The organism is Sodalis-like secondary symbiont of Drepanosiphum platanoidis (genome assembly GCF_964059955.1).
Classification (GTDB): domain Bacteria; phylum Pseudomonadota; class Gammaproteobacteria; order Enterobacterales; family Enterobacteriaceae.
In genome coordinates, this window is record NZ_OZ060924.1 from 348552 (window position 1) to 366238 (window position 17687).

The 17687-nt window shown below is 15.8% G+C and carries 14 protein-coding genes and 5 tRNA genes; 8 read left to right on the forward strand and 11 right to left on the reverse strand.

What is annotated here, in order from left to right:
- Window positions 1-11: 11 nt before the first annotated feature.
- Window positions 12-1406, reverse strand: a complete 1395-nt coding sequence (asnS, locus tag AB4W47_RS01470; RefSeq protein ID WP_367670511.1) for an asparagine--tRNA ligase — start codon at window positions 1404-1406, stop codon at window positions 12-14.
- Window positions 1407-1990: 584 nt separating this feature from the next.
- On the opposite strand from asnS, the gene AB4W47_RS01475 reads away from it, so the two are divergent.
- From AB4W47_RS01475 to lnt, 5 genes are all read left to right on the forward strand, one after another.
- Entirely contained in the window at window positions 1991-2608 is a 618-nt protein-coding gene (locus AB4W47_RS01475) for a LysE family translocator (protein WP_367670512.1), read from the forward strand.
- A 197-nt stretch (window positions 2609-2805) separates the two neighbouring features.
- The gene (gene rplM / locus AB4W47_RS01480; RefSeq protein WP_367670513.1) at window positions 2806-3234 is read left to right on the forward strand and encodes a 50S ribosomal protein L13; all 429 of its coding nucleotides are present in this window, start codon (window positions 2806-2808) and stop codon (window positions 3232-3234) included.
- 16 nt (window positions 3235-3250) lie between these two features.
- Window positions 3251-3643 carry a 30S ribosomal protein S9 gene (gene rpsI / locus AB4W47_RS01485; RefSeq protein WP_367670514.1) on the forward strand — a complete coding sequence of 131 codons (393 nt, stop codon included), beginning with the start codon at window positions 3251-3253 and terminating at the stop codon, window positions 3641-3643.
- Between the two features lie 110 nt (window positions 3644-3753).
- Window positions 3754-4212 carry an rRNA maturation RNase YbeY gene (ybeY, locus tag AB4W47_RS01490; protein ID WP_367670515.1) on the forward strand — a complete coding sequence of 153 codons (459 nt, stop codon included), beginning with the start codon at window positions 3754-3756 and terminating at the stop codon, window positions 4210-4212.
- 71 nt (window positions 4213-4283) lie between these two features.
- On the forward strand, window positions 4284-5816 hold the full coding sequence (gene lnt, locus AB4W47_RS01495; protein WP_367670516.1) for an apolipoprotein N-acyltransferase: 1533 nt from the start codon (window positions 4284-4286) through the stop codon (window positions 5814-5816).
- Window positions 5817-5854: 38 nt separating this feature from the next.
- Here the strand turns inward: lnt and glyS are convergent, their stop codons facing one another.
- The 6 genes from glyS to tilS form a co-directional block, all read right to left on the reverse strand.
- A complete protein-coding gene (glyS, locus tag AB4W47_RS01500; protein ID WP_367670517.1) occupies window positions 5855-7942 on the reverse strand; it encodes a glycine--tRNA ligase subunit beta in 2088 nt (695 codons plus the stop codon).
- A 24-nt stretch (window positions 7943-7966) separates the two neighbouring features.
- The gene (glyQ, locus tag AB4W47_RS01505; protein WP_367670518.1) at window positions 7967-8860 is read right to left on the reverse strand and encodes a glycine--tRNA ligase subunit alpha; all 894 of its coding nucleotides are present in this window, start codon (window positions 8858-8860) and stop codon (window positions 7967-7969) included.
- Between the two features lie 103 nt (window positions 8861-8963).
- Window positions 8964-9629: a ribose-5-phosphate isomerase RpiA gene (gene rpiA, locus AB4W47_RS01510; RefSeq protein WP_367670519.1), complete on the reverse strand. Its 666-nt coding sequence runs from the start codon at window positions 9627-9629 to the stop codon at window positions 8964-8966.
- Window positions 9630-9793: 164 nt separating this feature from the next.
- A tRNA-Asn gene (locus AB4W47_RS01515) sits at window positions 9794-9866 on the reverse strand.
- Window positions 9867-10004: 138 nt separating this feature from the next.
- A tRNA-Thr gene (locus tag AB4W47_RS01520) sits at window positions 10005-10078 on the reverse strand.
- Window positions 10079-10886: 808 nt separating this feature from the next.
- Window positions 10887-12308, reverse strand: a complete 1422-nt coding sequence (gene tilS, locus AB4W47_RS01525) for a tRNA lysidine(34) synthetase TilS (RefSeq protein ID WP_367670520.1) — start codon at window positions 12306-12308, stop codon at window positions 10887-10889.
- 179 nt (window positions 12309-12487) lie between these two features.
- Between tilS and AB4W47_RS01530 the strand changes: the two genes are divergently transcribed.
- The 3 genes from AB4W47_RS01530 to AB4W47_RS01540 all read left to right on the forward strand — a co-directional run bounded on the left by AB4W47_RS01530 (window position 12488) and on the right by AB4W47_RS01540 (window position 12740).
- Window positions 12488-12561 (forward strand) — tRNA-Met (locus AB4W47_RS01530).
- Window positions 12562-12570: 9 nt separating this feature from the next.
- Window positions 12571-12655, forward strand: a tRNA-Leu gene (locus tag AB4W47_RS01535).
- Window positions 12656-12669: 14 nt separating this feature from the next.
- A tRNA-Gln gene (locus AB4W47_RS01540) sits at window positions 12670-12740 on the forward strand.
- Window positions 12741-12800: 60 nt separating this feature from the next.
- On the opposite strand, the gene gloB is transcribed toward AB4W47_RS01540, so the two are convergent.
- From gloB to ygfZ, 4 genes are all read right to left on the reverse strand, one after another.
- Complete coding sequence (gene gloB / locus AB4W47_RS01545; protein ID WP_367670521.1) at window positions 12801-13562, reverse strand: hydroxyacylglutathione hydrolase; 762 nt, start codon at window positions 13560-13562, stop codon at window positions 12801-12803.
- A 132-nt stretch (window positions 13563-13694) separates the two neighbouring features.
- Window positions 13695-15038, reverse strand: coding sequence for a metalloprotease PmbA (pmbA, locus tag AB4W47_RS01550; RefSeq protein ID WP_367670522.1), 1344 nt, complete (start codon window positions 15036-15038; stop codon window positions 13695-13697).
- Window positions 15039-15184: 146 nt separating this feature from the next.
- Entirely contained in the window at window positions 15185-16282 is a 1098-nt protein-coding gene (gene mnmA, locus AB4W47_RS01555; protein ID WP_367670523.1) for a tRNA 2-thiouridine(34) synthase MnmA, read from the reverse strand.
- 424 nt (window positions 16283-16706) lie between these two features.
- Complete coding sequence (ygfZ, locus tag AB4W47_RS01560) at window positions 16707-17678, reverse strand: tRNA-modifying protein YgfZ (protein ID WP_367670524.1); 972 nt, start codon at window positions 17676-17678, stop codon at window positions 16707-16709.
- Between the last annotated feature and the right edge of the window lie 9 nt (window positions 17679-17687).

The following is a 17687-nucleotide window of genomic DNA, read 5'->3' on the forward strand; positions in this document are numbered from 1 at the left end:
AAATTTTAAAATTAAAAATTAATGTTATATGGAGTTCTTGGAAAAGGTATAGTATCACGAATATTTTTTATACCTGTAATAGTCATTATTAATCTTTCTAAACCTAAACCAAATCCTGAATGAGGAACAGTTCCATAACGTCTTAAATCTCTATACCACCAATAATTTTTTTTACATAACTTAAAACTATTAATTTGTTTATCTAAAAAATCTAAACGTTCTTCTCTTTGAGAACCTCCTACTATTTCTCCAATTCCAGGAGATATTATATCTAAAGAAGCAACAGTTTTATTATCATCATTTAAACGCATATAAAAAGCTTTAATATTTTTAGGAAAATTTTTTATTATTATTGTAGAATTAAAATATTTTTCTGATAAAAAACGTTCATGTTCAGAAAATAAATCTTCACCCCAACGAATATTCTTATTAAATAATTTATAATTTTTTTGTAAAATTTTTATTACTTCAGAATATTCTATTTGAATAAATTTATCATTAATAAATTTATTTAATCTATATATTAAATCAATTTTCCAATATTTTGAAAAGAAATTAATTTCATCCTCTCTTTGATTTAAAATAGATGTAACAAGATATTTTAACATATTTTCAGCAAATAAAATAATTTCATTAAGAGAAACAAAAGCTATTTCTGGTTCAATCATCCAAAATTCAGATAAATGTCTTCTAGTATTAGATTTTTCAGCACGAAACGTTGGTCCAAAAGTATAAACTTTTGATAAAGCGCAAGCATATGATTCTGCATTTAATTGTCCAGAAACTGTTAAAAAAGATTCTTTACCAAAGAAATTATTTTTAATTAAATTTTTATCTTTATAAGATATATTATTTTCATTTAATGTAGATATATTAAACATATTACCTGATCCTTCAGTATCTAAAGAAGTAATTAATGGAGTAGATATCCAATAAAATCCATTTTTATTCATAAAATTATGTATTTCATATGAAAGAGTGTGTCTAATTCTAGAAACAGATCCAATAATACGTGATCTAGGACGTAAATGTGAAAATTTTCTTAAAAAATTCATACTATGTTTTTTAGAAGATATTGGATATGTTTCTGGATTATTTATCCAACCTATAACTTTAATAGAATAAGCTTTAATTTCAATATTTTGTTCTCTTCCAATAGAATTTATTATTATTCCTATAACAGAAACTGAACATCCTGTTGTTAATTTTAATACATCTTTTTTATAATTTTTTATTTTATTATTAACAATAATTTGAATAGAATTTATACAAGATCCATCATATATATTTAAAAAAGAAAATCCTTTTTTAGAATCTCTACGAGTATGAACCCATCCTTTAATAAAAATTTTTTTATTAATTAATGTTTTTTTTTTAAAAATTTCTTTTATAGTTAATATTTTCATAAAAATTCTCTAAATGTTTATATTATTTAAATAGTATTTAAATTTAATTTAAAATTAAAATTTAATGTTTTAAAAAAATATAATTTAATTAATTAAATTATTTTGAAAAAATTTTTAAAAAATATATAATATATTTTTAAAATATTTATTAAAAAATTAATGATTTTATTAAAATAATTTTTTAATAAAATATAAATAATACATATTTATATATGTTATATTTTTATATATATTTAATAATATTATTTTTATTAAATTTTTTAATAAATTAAAATTAAATTTTAATATATTTAAATAATTTTAAAAATTTTAATTAACTTATATATTGAATTTTTTTATAAAAACATAAAATTAAATACTTTAATAAAAATTATATTTTTTAATATTTTAAAAGAATTATATATATTCTATCAAAAAAAAGAAATGTTTGTTATTATAAATAATAAATATAAAATTTTTTAAAATTATTTAAATTTAAAATTAAAAATAAAAAAATAAATAAAATTTTTTTTAAAAATATTAATTAATTTAATCATAATAAATTTTTGTATTGAAAATTTATTTTACTAGGAGAAAAAGATTCCATGTGTTATACAACTTGGTTTTCTTTTTTTATTATTTCTTTTTTTATATCATTATCTCCAGGACCTGGATCTATACAAGCAATGAATTATGGATTAAGTCAAGGTTTAAAAAAAACTAGTTATGCTATTCTTGGACAAGAAATAGCACTTATAATTATTTTAATTACTATTGGATTAAGTACAGGGATAATATTATTATCTAATAAAGCTATATTTTTTATAAAAATTATAGGATCAATTTGGTTAATATATACTGGATACATAACATGGAAAAGACCTATTATTAATATAAATAATAATATAAATTTTTATTCATTAAATAAGTTAAAACTTTTTATTTCTGGATTTATTACTACAATAACTAATTCAAAAATTATTGTTTTTATGTTAAGTTTAATGCCTCAATTTATTTTATCAAATTATTCTTTATTTAAACAATTAATTTTAATTATATTAACTATGGTTATTATAGATACTATTATTATGTACTTATATGCGTTTGCTGCAAATAAAATTCAAAATTTAATTTATAAATCTAAAGTTAAAAAAATACAAAATCGTTTTTTTGGAGGAATATTAATATTAAGTGGAATAAGTATATTTTTTCCATTTTTATAAATTTTATTTAATTTTTTTTTATAAAATTAATTATTTAAAATTTTTTAATTTATTTATTTTATATAAATACATAAAATATTTATGTATATTTAAATTATTTTAAATAATTTAAATAAAAAATTTAATTTTATAATTAATAAAATTATAATATATATTAATAAATTTATTAAAAATTTAATATTATTAAAGGAATTTTAATGAAAACTTTTACTGCAAAAACAAAAGATATAATTTATTCATGGTATTTAATTGATGCTAAAAATCAAATATTAGGAAGACTTGCTACAAAAATAGCTAAATATCTTCAAGGAAAACATAAACCAGAATATACTCCTAATATTGATACTGGGGATTATTTAATAATAATAAATGCTAAAAAAATTTTATTAAGTGGAAATAAAAAAAATAATAAAATATATTATCATCATACAGGATATATTGGAGGAATAAAAAGTAAAAAATTTAAAGAAATTTTAAAAAAAAATCCAGAAAAAATTATCAAAAAAGCAGTTAAAAAAATGTTACCAAAAGGTCCTTTAGGAAGAAAAATGTATAAAAAATTAAAAGTATATGCATCTTATAAACATAATCATGTTGCACAAAAACCATTAATTTTAAATATTTAATAGAGAAATTTTAAAAATGAAAGATAAAAAATATTATGGAACTGGAAGGAGAAAAAGTTCATCTGCTAGAGTTTTTATTAAATCTGGAAATGGAAATATTTTAATAAATAATTATAAAATTGATTACTACTTTAAAAGTAATACACCTAGAATGATAGTATGTCAACCATTAAATTTAACTAATATGATTAAAAAATTAGATTTATTTATTACTGTTAAAGGTGGTGGTATTTCTGGTCAAGCAGGAGCTATTAGACATGGAGTATCAAAAGCATTAGTAAATTATAATAAAGATTTTCATTTAAATCTTAGAAAAGCAGGTTTTATTACAAGAGATTCTAGAAAAGTTGAAAGAAAAAAAGTAGGATTAAGAAAATCTAGAAAAAGTCCACAATTTTCAAAAAGATAATAAAATTATATTTTTAGTAAAAAATATTAAAATATTTAAAATATAATTTGTAAAAATATATAAATTTGATATGTAAAATTTATTTAAAAATATTATAAATAATTATTTAAATGAAAAATATTAAAATTAATATTCAAATAATATATAGTGTTAATAATATATTTCCAAAAAAATCTGATTTTTTTAAATGGATAAAAAATATTTGTTTAAAAAAAAAATTAAAAAAAATAGAAATTAATATTAAAATAGTAAATTCTAAAGAAATGTCATATTTAAATATGAAATTTTGTAAAAAAAACTATCCTACAAATATTCTTTCATTTTCTGTAGATGATATACATAAAAAAAATTCATATTTTATAGGAGATTTAATAATTTGTAAAGAAATAATAGAATTAGAGGCAATAAAATATAAAAAAAAAATAAAAGAACATTGGGCTCATATAGTAATACATGGAACTTTACATCTTTTAAATTATAATCATAATAATAAAAAAAAAGCAATAAAAATGGAATATATGGAAAATAAATTTTTAAAAAAATTAGGTTATTCTAATCCTTATTTATAAAATAAATATTTTTATATTTTTTAAAAAATTAAATATAAAATATTTTTTATTTAAAAAACAAGTTAATAATTATGTTATTTGATTTATTTTTTAAAAATTTTTTATTTAAAATATTTTTATCAATAATTTCTGGAGTTTTTGGAGTATTATCTTTTTCACCATATAATATATGGCCTATAGCTATAATTTCTTTAGTAATTTTATTTAAATTAATTTATGAATCTAATATAAAAGAATCATGCTTAATATCATTTTTTTGGGGATTTGGATTTTACGGTACAGGAATAAGTTGGATTTATATTAGTTTAATAAAATTTGGTGGATTATCTAAAATATTAAGTATAATTATATTTATATTTTTTATTATTTATTTATCTTTATATATTGTATTATTTGGATTTTTGTTTAAAAAATATTTTTTTAAAAAAAATATATTAAATTGTTTATTTAATATTCCTGGATTATGGATTGTATTAGATTATTTTCGTAGTTCTTTTTTTACTGGATTTCCTTGGTTACAATTTGGTTATAGTCAAATTAATAGTCCTTTAAATTTTATTGCACCAATTTTAGGTTTTGAATTTATTACTTTTTTAATAGTAATGATCAGTAGTTTTTTTTATTTTTTTAAAAATAAATTATATTTATTTTTATATTTTTTTTTATTTTTTTTATTTTCTTTTTTTCTTAAGAATATTTATTGGTATTATCCAATAAAAAATGATTATATAAAAGTTACTTTAATTCAAGGAAATGAAAAAAATTTAATTACATATAATATTAAAGATATAAAAAAAAAAATTAATGTATATTATAAATATACTAAGCCTGTATTAGGTAAATCTAAAATTATTATTTGGCCTGAATCAATAATACCAAATAATATAATTAATCAAAAAAATTTATTATATTTTTTAAATAAAATTATGTATTTAAAAAATACAATTCTTATTACTGGTATAATAAGTTCTAAAAGAAATTTAAAAAATTTTATTAATTTTAATAGTGTAATATTTTTAGGTAAATCACTTATAATAAAATCAATTAATAATATAATTTATAAAAAATATCATCTTGTTCCATTTGGAGAATATATACCAATGAAGTTAATTTTATATCCATTATTAAAATTAATAAATTTTCCTATGGAAAATTTTAGTAAAGGAAATTATTTACAATCTCCCCAAAATATTTGTAATAAAAATTTTCTTACTATTTTATGTTATGAAGTAATTTTTAGTGAACAAATTAAAAATAATTTTTCTTCTCAAGTTGATTTTTTATTAACATTATCAAATAATTCTTGGTTCGGGAATTCTATAGAACCATGGCAACATTATCAAATGGCTTGTATGAGATCTTTAGAATTAGGTAGAAGTATGTTGTATTGTAGTAATAATGGAATAACTGCAATTATAAATCCTGATGGATCATGTCAAAAAAAAATATCTCAATTTATTAGCAAATCTTTAACTTTAAATATTATTAGATATAAAGGAATAACTCCTTATTCAAAATTTAAAATAATTCCTATAAAAATATTTGTTATTATATTTATAATTATCTCAATTTTTTTAAAAAAATTATATAAAATTTTTAATTAAAAATATAAATTTTATTTTATTTATATAAAAATATAAAATTAATATTTTTTAAAATTTTTATTTTTTAAAAGTGAAATATTTGCAATAATTAAAAATAATTTTTTTAATTTTTTTAATAAATTAATTCTATTTGTTCTTAATTCAATATCTTTATGCATTATTACTATATTTTTAAAATATAAATCAATTAAATTAAACATTTTAGATAATCTAATTAAAATATCTTTATAATTTCCTTTTAATAAAAAATTATTTATTTTTTTTGTTGTTTTTTCTATTTCAATATTTAATTTAATCTCTTCTGGTTCTTTAAGTTTATTTAAAAAAATATTTTTATTTATTTTTTCTTTATTTTTTATAAAAAAATTGTTAATACGTTTATATATATTGATAAATTTAGAAAATTTATTAGTTTTACTAAAATTTTCTATTGAATCTATTTGATTATGTAAATAAATAAAATTCATATTTTTTTTTGATAAAACTGATTCTATAATATCTATACTATATCCTTTTTTTAAAAAAAAATATTTTGTTCTTTCAATTATAAATTTTAATATTTTTTTATCTAAATTTTTACTAAAAATTGTATTATTATATAATCTAATTGTTTCTTTAATTAAATTTTTTAAATTTATTGATATTTTTTTTTCTATTAATATTATTAATATATGTTTAGTAATTTTTTTTAAACCTAATGGATCATTATATTTTTTAAATAAATTATTATTTTCTAAAATTCCTACTAAAGTATCTATTTTATCTGCAATAGATAAAGAACATGATACCAATGTTGTAGGTAAAATATCATTAGAAAATCTTGGATAATATTGTTCTTTTAATGCTAAAGATACTATATCTGATTCATTATCATATTTTGCATAATACATTCCTATTATTCCACTAATATTAGGAAATTCAAAAACCATTTTTGTTGCTAAATCACATTTTGATAAAAATGCAGCACGAGATGTTTGTTCTATATTAGCTCCTATTTTATTAGAAATAAAACATGATAATTTTTGTATTCTATTACTTTTATCAAATAAATTTCCTAAATTTTCTTTAAATAAAATATTTTTTAAATATAATCTATAATCTTCTAATTTTTTTTTTCTATCACATTTGAAAAAAAATTTAGCATCTGAAAGAAAAGATTCTAATACTTTTATATGTTCAGAAATAATTATTTTTGTATTAATTGGTTTAACATTTATTACAAAAATAAAATAGGATGTTAATTTTTTATTTAAATCATATATTGGTATATATTTTTTATGAAATATAATTATATTTTCTATAATTTCATTTGGAATTTTTAAAAAATCTTTTTTAAAAGATGCTAATAAAACATTAGGCCATTCTACTAAAGAAGTTATTTCTTCTAATAAATTATTATTTATTTTTATTTGTCCATTAATTTTTTTTGCTTTGTTTATTATTTTTGAAAGAATGATTTTTTTTCTTAATTTATAATTTGCTATAACTTTTCCTTGTTCTAATAAATTTTTTAAATAATCATTAGCATGTTTAATAATAATTTTTTTATTTTTTATAAAACAATTACCAAAAACAAAATTATTACTAATAACTCCTAATATTTTTGTTTTTATAATTTTTTTATCTATCAATATAGTAATATTGTTTATTGGACGAATAAATTCTATTATTCTTTCTCCCCAAAACATCATTTTATATTTATTTAACTTTTTAAGGGATTTAGAAATAATTTCATTTAAAAAATAATCAATTGATTTGAAACTTATTTTTTCATACATTAACCATTTTATATTATTAATACAAACTATTTTTGTATCATTAATATTAATAGAATGTTTTTTTATCCAAAATATTGTTGCTTTTGTAAGATTTCCATTTTTTAAAAAAGCTTGAGAAAATTTTGGACCTCTTTTTTTTATTTTTTTTTCTATAATAATTTTATTAAAAAAAAATATTTGTATACCAAAACGTTTAGGTGTAGCAAACCATTTAATTGATTTATATTTTATTTTTAATAAATCAATTTCTTTTTTAAAAAATAAACAAAAATTTTTTGATAAATCTTTTAAAGATTTATAAGGAAGAGTTTCTGTACCTATTTCTATTAATAAAACGTTTTTAACCATATATTTTTCTTAAAAAATTAATAATTAATTTTTAATACAAAATAAATTAAAATATGTTTTTGCTATAATTTTTGTAATATTTCTTATACGTAAAATATAAGATTGTCTTTCAGTAAATGAAAAAGATTGACGAGCATCTAAAATATTAAATATATGTATTACTTTTAAAATAATTTCATAAGAAGGAAAAATTAATGGTGTATTAAATGATAACATTTTTTTTGATTGTTTAATTAATTTTTCAAAAGATTTAAAAAGAAATTTTGTATCAATATACTCAAAATTATATATTGATTGTTCTAATTCATTTTGTAATGAAAAACTTTTATAAGTAATTTTTCCAAAAATATTATTATTCCATACAATATCATAAACATTATCTTTTTTTTGTAAATGCATAGATAATCTTTCTAATCCATAAGTGATTTCTCCTGTGATTGGATTACAGTTTAATCCACCAATTTTTTGAAAATATGTTAATTGAGAAATTTCCATTCCATTTAAACGTACTTCCCATCCTAATCCCCATGCTCCTAATGTAGGATTATCCCAATTATCTTCTAAAAAAGAAATATCATTATTTTTTAAATTTATTCCTATTTTTTTTAATGATTTAAGATATAAATTTTGCATAAAATTAGGAGATGGTTTAATAATAACTTGAAATTGATAATATTTTTGTAACCTATTAGGACTTTTTCCATAACGTCCATCTGTTGGTCTTCTTGAAGGTTGAACATATGCAATAGATATTGGTTTAGAACCTAAAGCTTTAAAAAAAGTCATAGGATGAGAAGTACCTGCTCCAACTTCCATATCTAATGGTTGAATTATAGAACATCCATTTTTTTCCCAATATTTTTTTAATGTAAAAATAAGTCCTTGAAAAGTTTTAGTATTATTTTTTTTTTTATTCATAAATTTTAAATATAAATAATTTTTTTTATATTTTTAATAAAAGTATTAATACTATTAAAAATATAAATTAATAAATTAATTTTATAATTATAAAATTAATTTATTAATTTATATTTTTAATAGTATTAATACTTTTATTTTTTCCAATTAAAACAATATCAGCTTTTCTTTGAGAAAATAAACCAACAGTAACAACTCCAGGAATATTATTAATTTTTTTTTCAATATATACTGGATCTGTAATAGATAAATTATGAATATCTAAAATAATATTTCCATTCTCTGTAATTAATTCTTTTCTATGTATAGGATTTCCACCAATTTTTAATAATTTTTTATATACTAATAATTTAGACATAGGAATAATTTCAATTGGTAAAGGAAAATTTCCAAGAGTATTAACTTTTTTACTTTCATCTATTATACAAATAAATATTTTTGATAATTCAGCTATAATTTTTTCTTTAGTAAGAGCCCCTCCACCTCCTTTAATCATTTGCATATCATTATTAATTTCATCTGCACTATCTATATAAATATCTACATAACCAGCATCATCTAAACTTAATATTGGTATATTATATTTTTTTAATTTTTTTGAAGATTCATATGAACTTGAAACAAAATATTTTATTTTATGTATAATTTTTTTTAACTCATTAATAAAATAATTTACTGTAGTACCAGTTCCTATTCCAACTATATAATCTTGTTTAATGTATTTTAATGCTTCTATAGCTACTTTTTTTTTTAAAAAATTTTGATTCATTTTAATACCTTAAATTTATTAAAAACTTTATTTTAAATAAATATTTAAATTTTTAATTAAAATTATTTAAATAAAATTTAATTAATAAATTAATAATAATTAAAGTTTTTTTAAAAAAAAATATTATTTATATAATTTAAAAATTTAAAATAAAATTTATTTTACTCCCCTGACTGGACTCGAACCAGTGACATACGGATTAACAGTCCGCCGTTCTACCAACTGAACTACAGAGGAATTAAATAATATTATTATATAATAATTAATTTTTGTCTTAATGTCAAAATTCTTTACATAAAATATAAAAAATTTATAAAAAAATTATTAAATTTTAAATTAATAAAATTTTTTATTTATATAAAGTTTTATATAATATGCCGATAGAAGGATTTGAACCTACAATCTTTATATTACGAATATATTGCTTTACCAATTTAAGCTATATCGGCAATTTATATTATATAAATAAATTTTAAATTTTTATATTTAAATATAATATATAATTTTATATAAAATATTTTAAAAATAAATATATAAATATATTTTATTTTTTATTTTTTATTTTTTATTTTTAATAAAATCAAATAATTTTTAATAATATATATATTTAAATATTAAAGAATTAAAAAATATAATATTTAAAATTATTAGAAATTTATTATAAATAAATATATAGTTTATATTATTAAAAAATAAAAATTAATTTTTTAATTAAAATTAAAAAATAAAATAATAATTTATTATTAAATCAAAATATTTTATAAATAAAATTTATAATAATTTATATAATAATTTTATTATAATATATATAAATTTAAAATTTTATAATTTATTTTAATTTATTATTAATAAATTTATAAAATTTAATTATTATAATTAAATTTTATAAAAATAATTATATGTATTAATTTAATATAAAATATTTTAAACATAAAAATTTTAAAAAAATAAAAATTTAATTAAAATTATTAAAATTAATATATTTAATTTAATTTAATAATATTAATATAAATTAATTTTTTTATTATTAACAATAATTTTAAATAAATTAATTAAAAAAATAATAAAGTTTATATTAATTTAATTTATATTAATAAATAATAATATTAAAAATATATATTATATTTTAATTATAAAAAATAATTTATTTATTATATAATAATATATATTTAAATATTTTCTAAAATTTAATAATAATTTATTAATTAAAAATAAAAAATATAAATTTTATAAAAATTTTAATTATTGAATAAATTTTTAATTTTTTATATTATTTTTCCATATAATTTTTAATATTTTATTATTAATAATTGGATATGCAAAATCAGATACAAATAATCCTAAAGCAGATATAAGATTATTATTATAAAATAATAATGGAATTCTATTTCTCCACCATGGAGGAACAGACATTTTATTAAAAATTTTTTTTAAACTATATTTTTTATTTTTAATAATTGTATGAAAAGATTTTTTTTTATTTCTAAATTTAATAAAAATATTTTCATTTAGATTAGGTAATCTAATAAATATTTTTATTGGAAAAATCATAAAAAATTCTTTATTTTTATTTTTTTTTAAAAAAAAATATTCACTATAATAAATATTTTTTTCAAAAAATTTATATATAATTCCTAAATTTTCAGGTAATGATAATTTATTATTTTTTTTTTTCCATAAAATAATTGTATTATCTAATTTTATACATTCTTGTTTTTCTAAAATATATAATTTATTTTTATATTTAGATATAATTTTATTTGATAAATGAAAAATAGGCATAGATTTTTTTTTACTTAAAATTATTTCATTTAAAATTATATTTATTTGTTTTTCAGAAGGCATTTTAATTTTATTTTTATGAATCCATCTTCTTAATAAGAAAAATATTTTATTTTTTTTCATATTTATAAGAGGTTTAAAATATAAAGATCCATCATATTTTATTAATTTATTTAATTCTTTTTTTAAAAGATCATTTAATAATTTTTCTTGTTCATAACATAATCTAGCTGTTCTAGAAACTAAATAATTAAATTTTGGCCAACGTTTAGTAAATAATGGTATAATATTTATACGTAAAAAATTTCTATCAAATTTTTCATTATCATTGCTTTTATCATAAATCCAATTTAATTTTCTATATTTTGCATAATTTTTAATTTGTATTTTACTACAATTTAAAAGAGGTCTTATTATTCTATTTTTATAAAACTTAGAATTTAAATTCATTGATGAAAGTCCTAATGGACCACTTCCTCTTTTTAAAGATAATAATAATGTTTCTGCTTGATCATCTTGATGATGAGCAGTTAATAATATTTCATGAGATTTAATATTTTTTTTAAAAATTTTATATCTATAATTTCTAGCTTTTTCTTCAATATTATTTTTAATTTTAGATAAATTTATTTCATATATATTATATAATATATTACGCTTTTTACATTCATTTTTACAATATATAGCCCATTTTTTAGAATTTTTATTTAAAAAATGATTAATATGAATTGCTCTAAATTTAAATGATAAATTATTTTTTATTTTTTTATCTCTTAATAATGATAAAATATCAATAAGAACCATAGAATCTATTCCGCCACTAAAAGCAACTAATAAATTTTTATAATTTTTAATAGAGGAAATAATTTCATTAAAAATATTTAAATCAATTTTCATAAATTTAATTTAATTAATATTAAATGTTAAATAAATAAAGTTTATTATAAAAATATGATATAGTATATAAAATATTTTAAATATTTATTAATAAATAATTTCTTATATTTTATAAATAAAAATTATTGACTATATAATTATTATTTTGCATAATAACTTTATTAATTTTATATAAAAATGGCTACGTAGCTCAGTTGGTTAGAGCACAGCACTCATAACGCTGAGGTCACAGGTTCAAATCCTGTCGTAGCTTAATAATTTTGCGGGAGTGGCGAAACAGGTAGACGCGCTAGATTTAGATTCTAGTACTAAATTAAAGTATACGAGTTCAAATCTCGTCTCCCGTATATTTATAAAATTTTGGGGTATAGCCAAGAGGAAAGGCATCGGGTTTTGATCCCGCGATCCCAGGTTCAAATCCTGGTACCCCAGATATTTTTTTTAAAATATAATATTTTTATTAAAATATTTATTAATAATTTTAAAAATTTTTTAAGAAAATTTATTTTTTAATTTTCTTAAACAAGAAAAAATATAAGGATAATTATTATTTTTTAAAGAAAAATTTAATATTTTTTTTAATTTAAATTTATTACATAATAAAAATATATTAATTCTTCTTTCTAAGAATAAATTAGAAGGTAAACTATTCTTTTTAATTTTTATTTTTTTTTTTATATTAAGTAATAATTTTTTAACAAATTTATCTTTTGGAAATATTTTAAGAAAAAACTTTATATTAGATATAGTATATTCATGTGAACTAAAAATAAATGTTTCAGAAGGAAGATTGTTTATCTTTTGAAAAGATTTATACATTTGTATAATATTACCTCCATTAAATATTTTTCCACAACCTGCGGAAAACATAGAATCTCCACAAAATATCCATGGATAAATATAAAATCCAATATGATTAGAAGTATGACCTGAAAGATTTAATACTTTAATTTTTTTATTTAAAATATTAATATAATCACCTTCTTTTATAAAATTTATTGGATATTTTTTTTTTATTTTAAATGGTCCATATATTGGTATATTAAATTTATTATATAATTCATCAACCCCTAATATATGATCATTATGATAATGAGTTAATAAAATTGATTCAATTTTAAAATTATTAGTTTTTATATAAAGAATAATAGATTTTGCATCTCCAGGATCTATTACAACACATTTTTTTAAATTTATGTTATATAAAATCCATATATAATTATCTTTAAAAATAGGTATATAAGAAATTTGCATATTTTATTTTAAATATTTTTATTAATTTTGAAAAAATTTAAATAAATTAATATTTTAATAAATTTATTATTATATTTATAATTTTACAAAAAAATAATTAGAAATTAATTTTTTTTTAAAAAAATTAAAATTTTATATTCCTGCTATCTTCATAGAAGAAATTAATATAGATCCACATTGGATATTAGTTCTTAATTCAATATCATTACTAATATTAATTATATCTAAAAACATATTTTTAAGGTTTCCAGCAATTGTGATTTCTTTTACTGGAAATTGAATTTTTCCATTTTCTACCCAAAAACCAGAAACACCTTTTGAATAATCTCCAGTCATATAGTTTATTCCTTGTCCCATAGTTTCTGTTACAATTAATCCTTTATACATTAATTTTATTAATTCATTTTTAGTTAAATTTTTATTTGAAACTTTCCAGGTATAAATATTTCCATCATGTCCATTACTTATGAAGCCTAATTTTTTTGCATAAAAATTATTTAAAAGCCATGTATTAAGAATACCATTTTTAACAATTTTTAAATTAGAAGTTTTTACACCTTCTTGATCAAAATAAGATGAATATAAACCTTTTAATATATGAGGAAATTCTTTAATAGAAATCCAACTTGGAAATATTTTTTTTCCTAAATATTTTAATAAAAAAGTAGATTTTTTATAAACAATTTCTCCAAAAATTGCTTTTGATAAATAATAAAATATAGATACAGCAATTTCAGAAGAAAATAAAACAGGAGAATTTTGAGTAAATATTTTTCTAGAATTTAATCTAGATATAACTTTTTTTGCACAATCTTTTCCTATAAATATAGGTGAATTTAAATCTTTTAAAGATCTTGATATACTATAAGAATAATCACGCTCCATACTATTATTATCTTTAGCGATTAAACTACATGATATAGAATATTTACTTCCAGTAGAACTTTGTATAAAATTATGACTATTTCCAATTATTTTAGTAACAATATTGCTTTGAAAATTTGATCCTTCAGTATTTATTATTCTTTTATCATTATCTAATCCATATTGTTCTACTTCAGAAATAAGATCAATTATTTTTATTAAATTAAAATTTTTTATTGGATGATATAAATTTAAATCTAATGCTTTAAAAGCTAATATTTCTTTTGCAGGAAGACCATATTGTAAATCTTTTGTAGTATATTTTAATATATCATTTGCATGATTTATAATTTTATTAATAGATTTATAGCTTAAATCTGTTGAAGAAACAATTGATTTTCTTTTATTAGAAAATATAATTAATTTTATATAATTATCATTATTGTATATAATATTTTCTATTTTTCCCCAACGTATATCTAAAGATATTCCAGTTCTTTTTAAGATTGTAACTTCTATTTCCTTAAATTTATAACGTATTTTTTCAATAATATTGGATGCAATTTTTTTTAAAAAAATAATTTCTTCTAAAGAATGATCAATTAAATTCATATTTTTACCATTATATAATAATTTACTTATTTTGATTATAAAATTATATATTTATACATAAATATATTTTATATATTTACAATATATTAAATAAATATATATTATATTAAATTTTTTAATAAAAATTTTTAAAATTATAATAAATATTATTTTTTTTTAAAAGATTTATATATTATACCCCCACCTAAACAAAAATTTTTGTAATAAAATACAATAGATTGACCAGGATTAACAGCAAATACTGGTTTTTTAAATATAACTAAAATATTTTTTTTATTTATTAATGATATTTTACATTTTAAATCTTTTTGTCTATATCGAGTTTTTGCAAAACATTCTTTAATATTAGAAATTTTATTATTAATCCAAGATAAATTATTTGCAATTAATTTATATGATATTAAATATGAATTATTAAATCCTTGAGAAACAATTAAATAATTTTTTTTTATATTTTTATCAATAATATACCATGGAGATTGTAATGTATTTTTTATTCCTCCTATTTTTAATCCTTTTCTTTGTCCTAAAGTATAATACATTACTCCATCATGTTTTCCAACAATATTTTTTTTTGTATCAATAATTAATCCAGGTTTTGGTTTTATATAATTTTTAATAAATTTAATAAATTTACGTTTACCAACAAAACAAATTCCTGTTGAATCTTTTTTATTAAAATTTATTAATTTTATTTTTTTTGCTAAATATCGTACTTTTAATTTTGTAATTCTACCTAAAGGAAATAATATTTTAGATAGATTACAAGATTTTATATTATATAAAAAATAACTTTGATCTTTATTTTTATCAAAACCTTTAAGTAAATAAAAATTATTTTTTATTTTTATTATTTGTGCATAATGACCTGTTGCTATATAATCAGCTTTTAAATCTTTTATTGCAAAATTAAAAAAAGTTTTAAATTTTATTTCTTTATTACATAATATATCAGGATTTGGAGTGTTACCTAATTTATATTCTTTTAAAAATATTTTAAAAACATTTTCCCAATATTCAAACGAAAAATTTACAATATGAAGTTTAATATTTAATTGATTACATACTTTTTTTACATCAATAAAATCATTATTTATTGTACAATATTTTGAATTATCTTCATTTTCCCAATTTTTCATAAATACACCTTCTACATGGTATCCTTGTTTTTTTAATAACCATGCAGAAATAGAAGAATCTACTCCACCTGACATAGCTACAACAACTTTTATATTATTTATCATATAATTTTATCTTCTTATAAAATGTTTTTAAAATTGAAATAATTTAATTTTATTTATTTTTTATAAAAAAATAAAATTTTTATAAAAAAAGTTTTATAATTATATATAAATTATTTAATATTTTAAATATATTATATATATTTTAAAATTTTAAAAAAATAATTTAAAATATTAAATAATTATTTTCTATAATATATATTATAGAAAATTAATTTCTTTATATTAATTTATAATCAAAAATTTAAAATATTTTATATTAATATATAATATATTAATTTAAATTAAATTTTTTAAATAAAATTATTTATATATATAAATAATAAAATATTTTTAAAAATTAAAAAATTTTAAAACATTTTAAATAAATAAAATTTTTAATATAAAATATAAATTTTATTTAAAAATTATTTATAAATAAAATATTTTATATATTAAAAATATATAATTTTATATGTGGATTTTTATGTAATCTTATAAAAAATTTATTAGATATAAATTTTTTTAATACTGCCTGTATTAAAATTTTTTTATTATCTAATAAACAATAGGAAATAATATTTCCAGCATATATCCATTTTTTTTTTTCTTTATATTCTATAAAATCTTTATTTAATAAACAAAAATTACTTTCACTAATAAGACAAAATAAAGATTTTTTATTAAATTTATAATATTTAATTTTAGATATAATTTCTTGTCCTAAATAACATCCTTTATTAAAACTAATTGCATCTAATTTTTCTAAATTTATAGATTGTGGAAAAAATTTTTTACTATAATTTTTATTAATTATTGGATAACATGATTCAATATCTAATGATAACCATTGTTGACCATTTTTTTTAACTGATATATCTTTTAATTTTTTTAAAAAAAAATTTTTCATATAAATATCAGCAATAATAAGAAATCTATCTATAGGAAGTTTAAAATATAAAAAAGTTGTTTTTTTATAATAAAAAACTTTTTTATTATTTTTAATTGAAAAAGTAGGAAATAATTTTTTTATATTTTTTTTAGATTCACAACCAGCAATACCTAATAAAAAAATATTTTTATGTAAAAAAAAATTAATTTTATAAAAAATAGAATATTTTTTTAATTCTAAAATTAAACTTTTATAAATACTTTTATTTACAATAAAAGAAATTTTTTTTTTATAAAAAAATAAATAAATAACACTAATAACTTTTCCTTTATAATTACAATATGAAGAAAAAGAATATTCATTTTCTTTAATATTAAAAATATCAGATGTTAATTGATTTTGTAAAAAATTAATATTATCTTTTCCATCTATTGAAATTATTTTAAAATCTTCTATTAACATTAAAGTAAAAGGTAAATCAGTAGAAATAGATGGTAATTTATATGAAAAAAAATTTTTTAAAGACATTAAAATTCC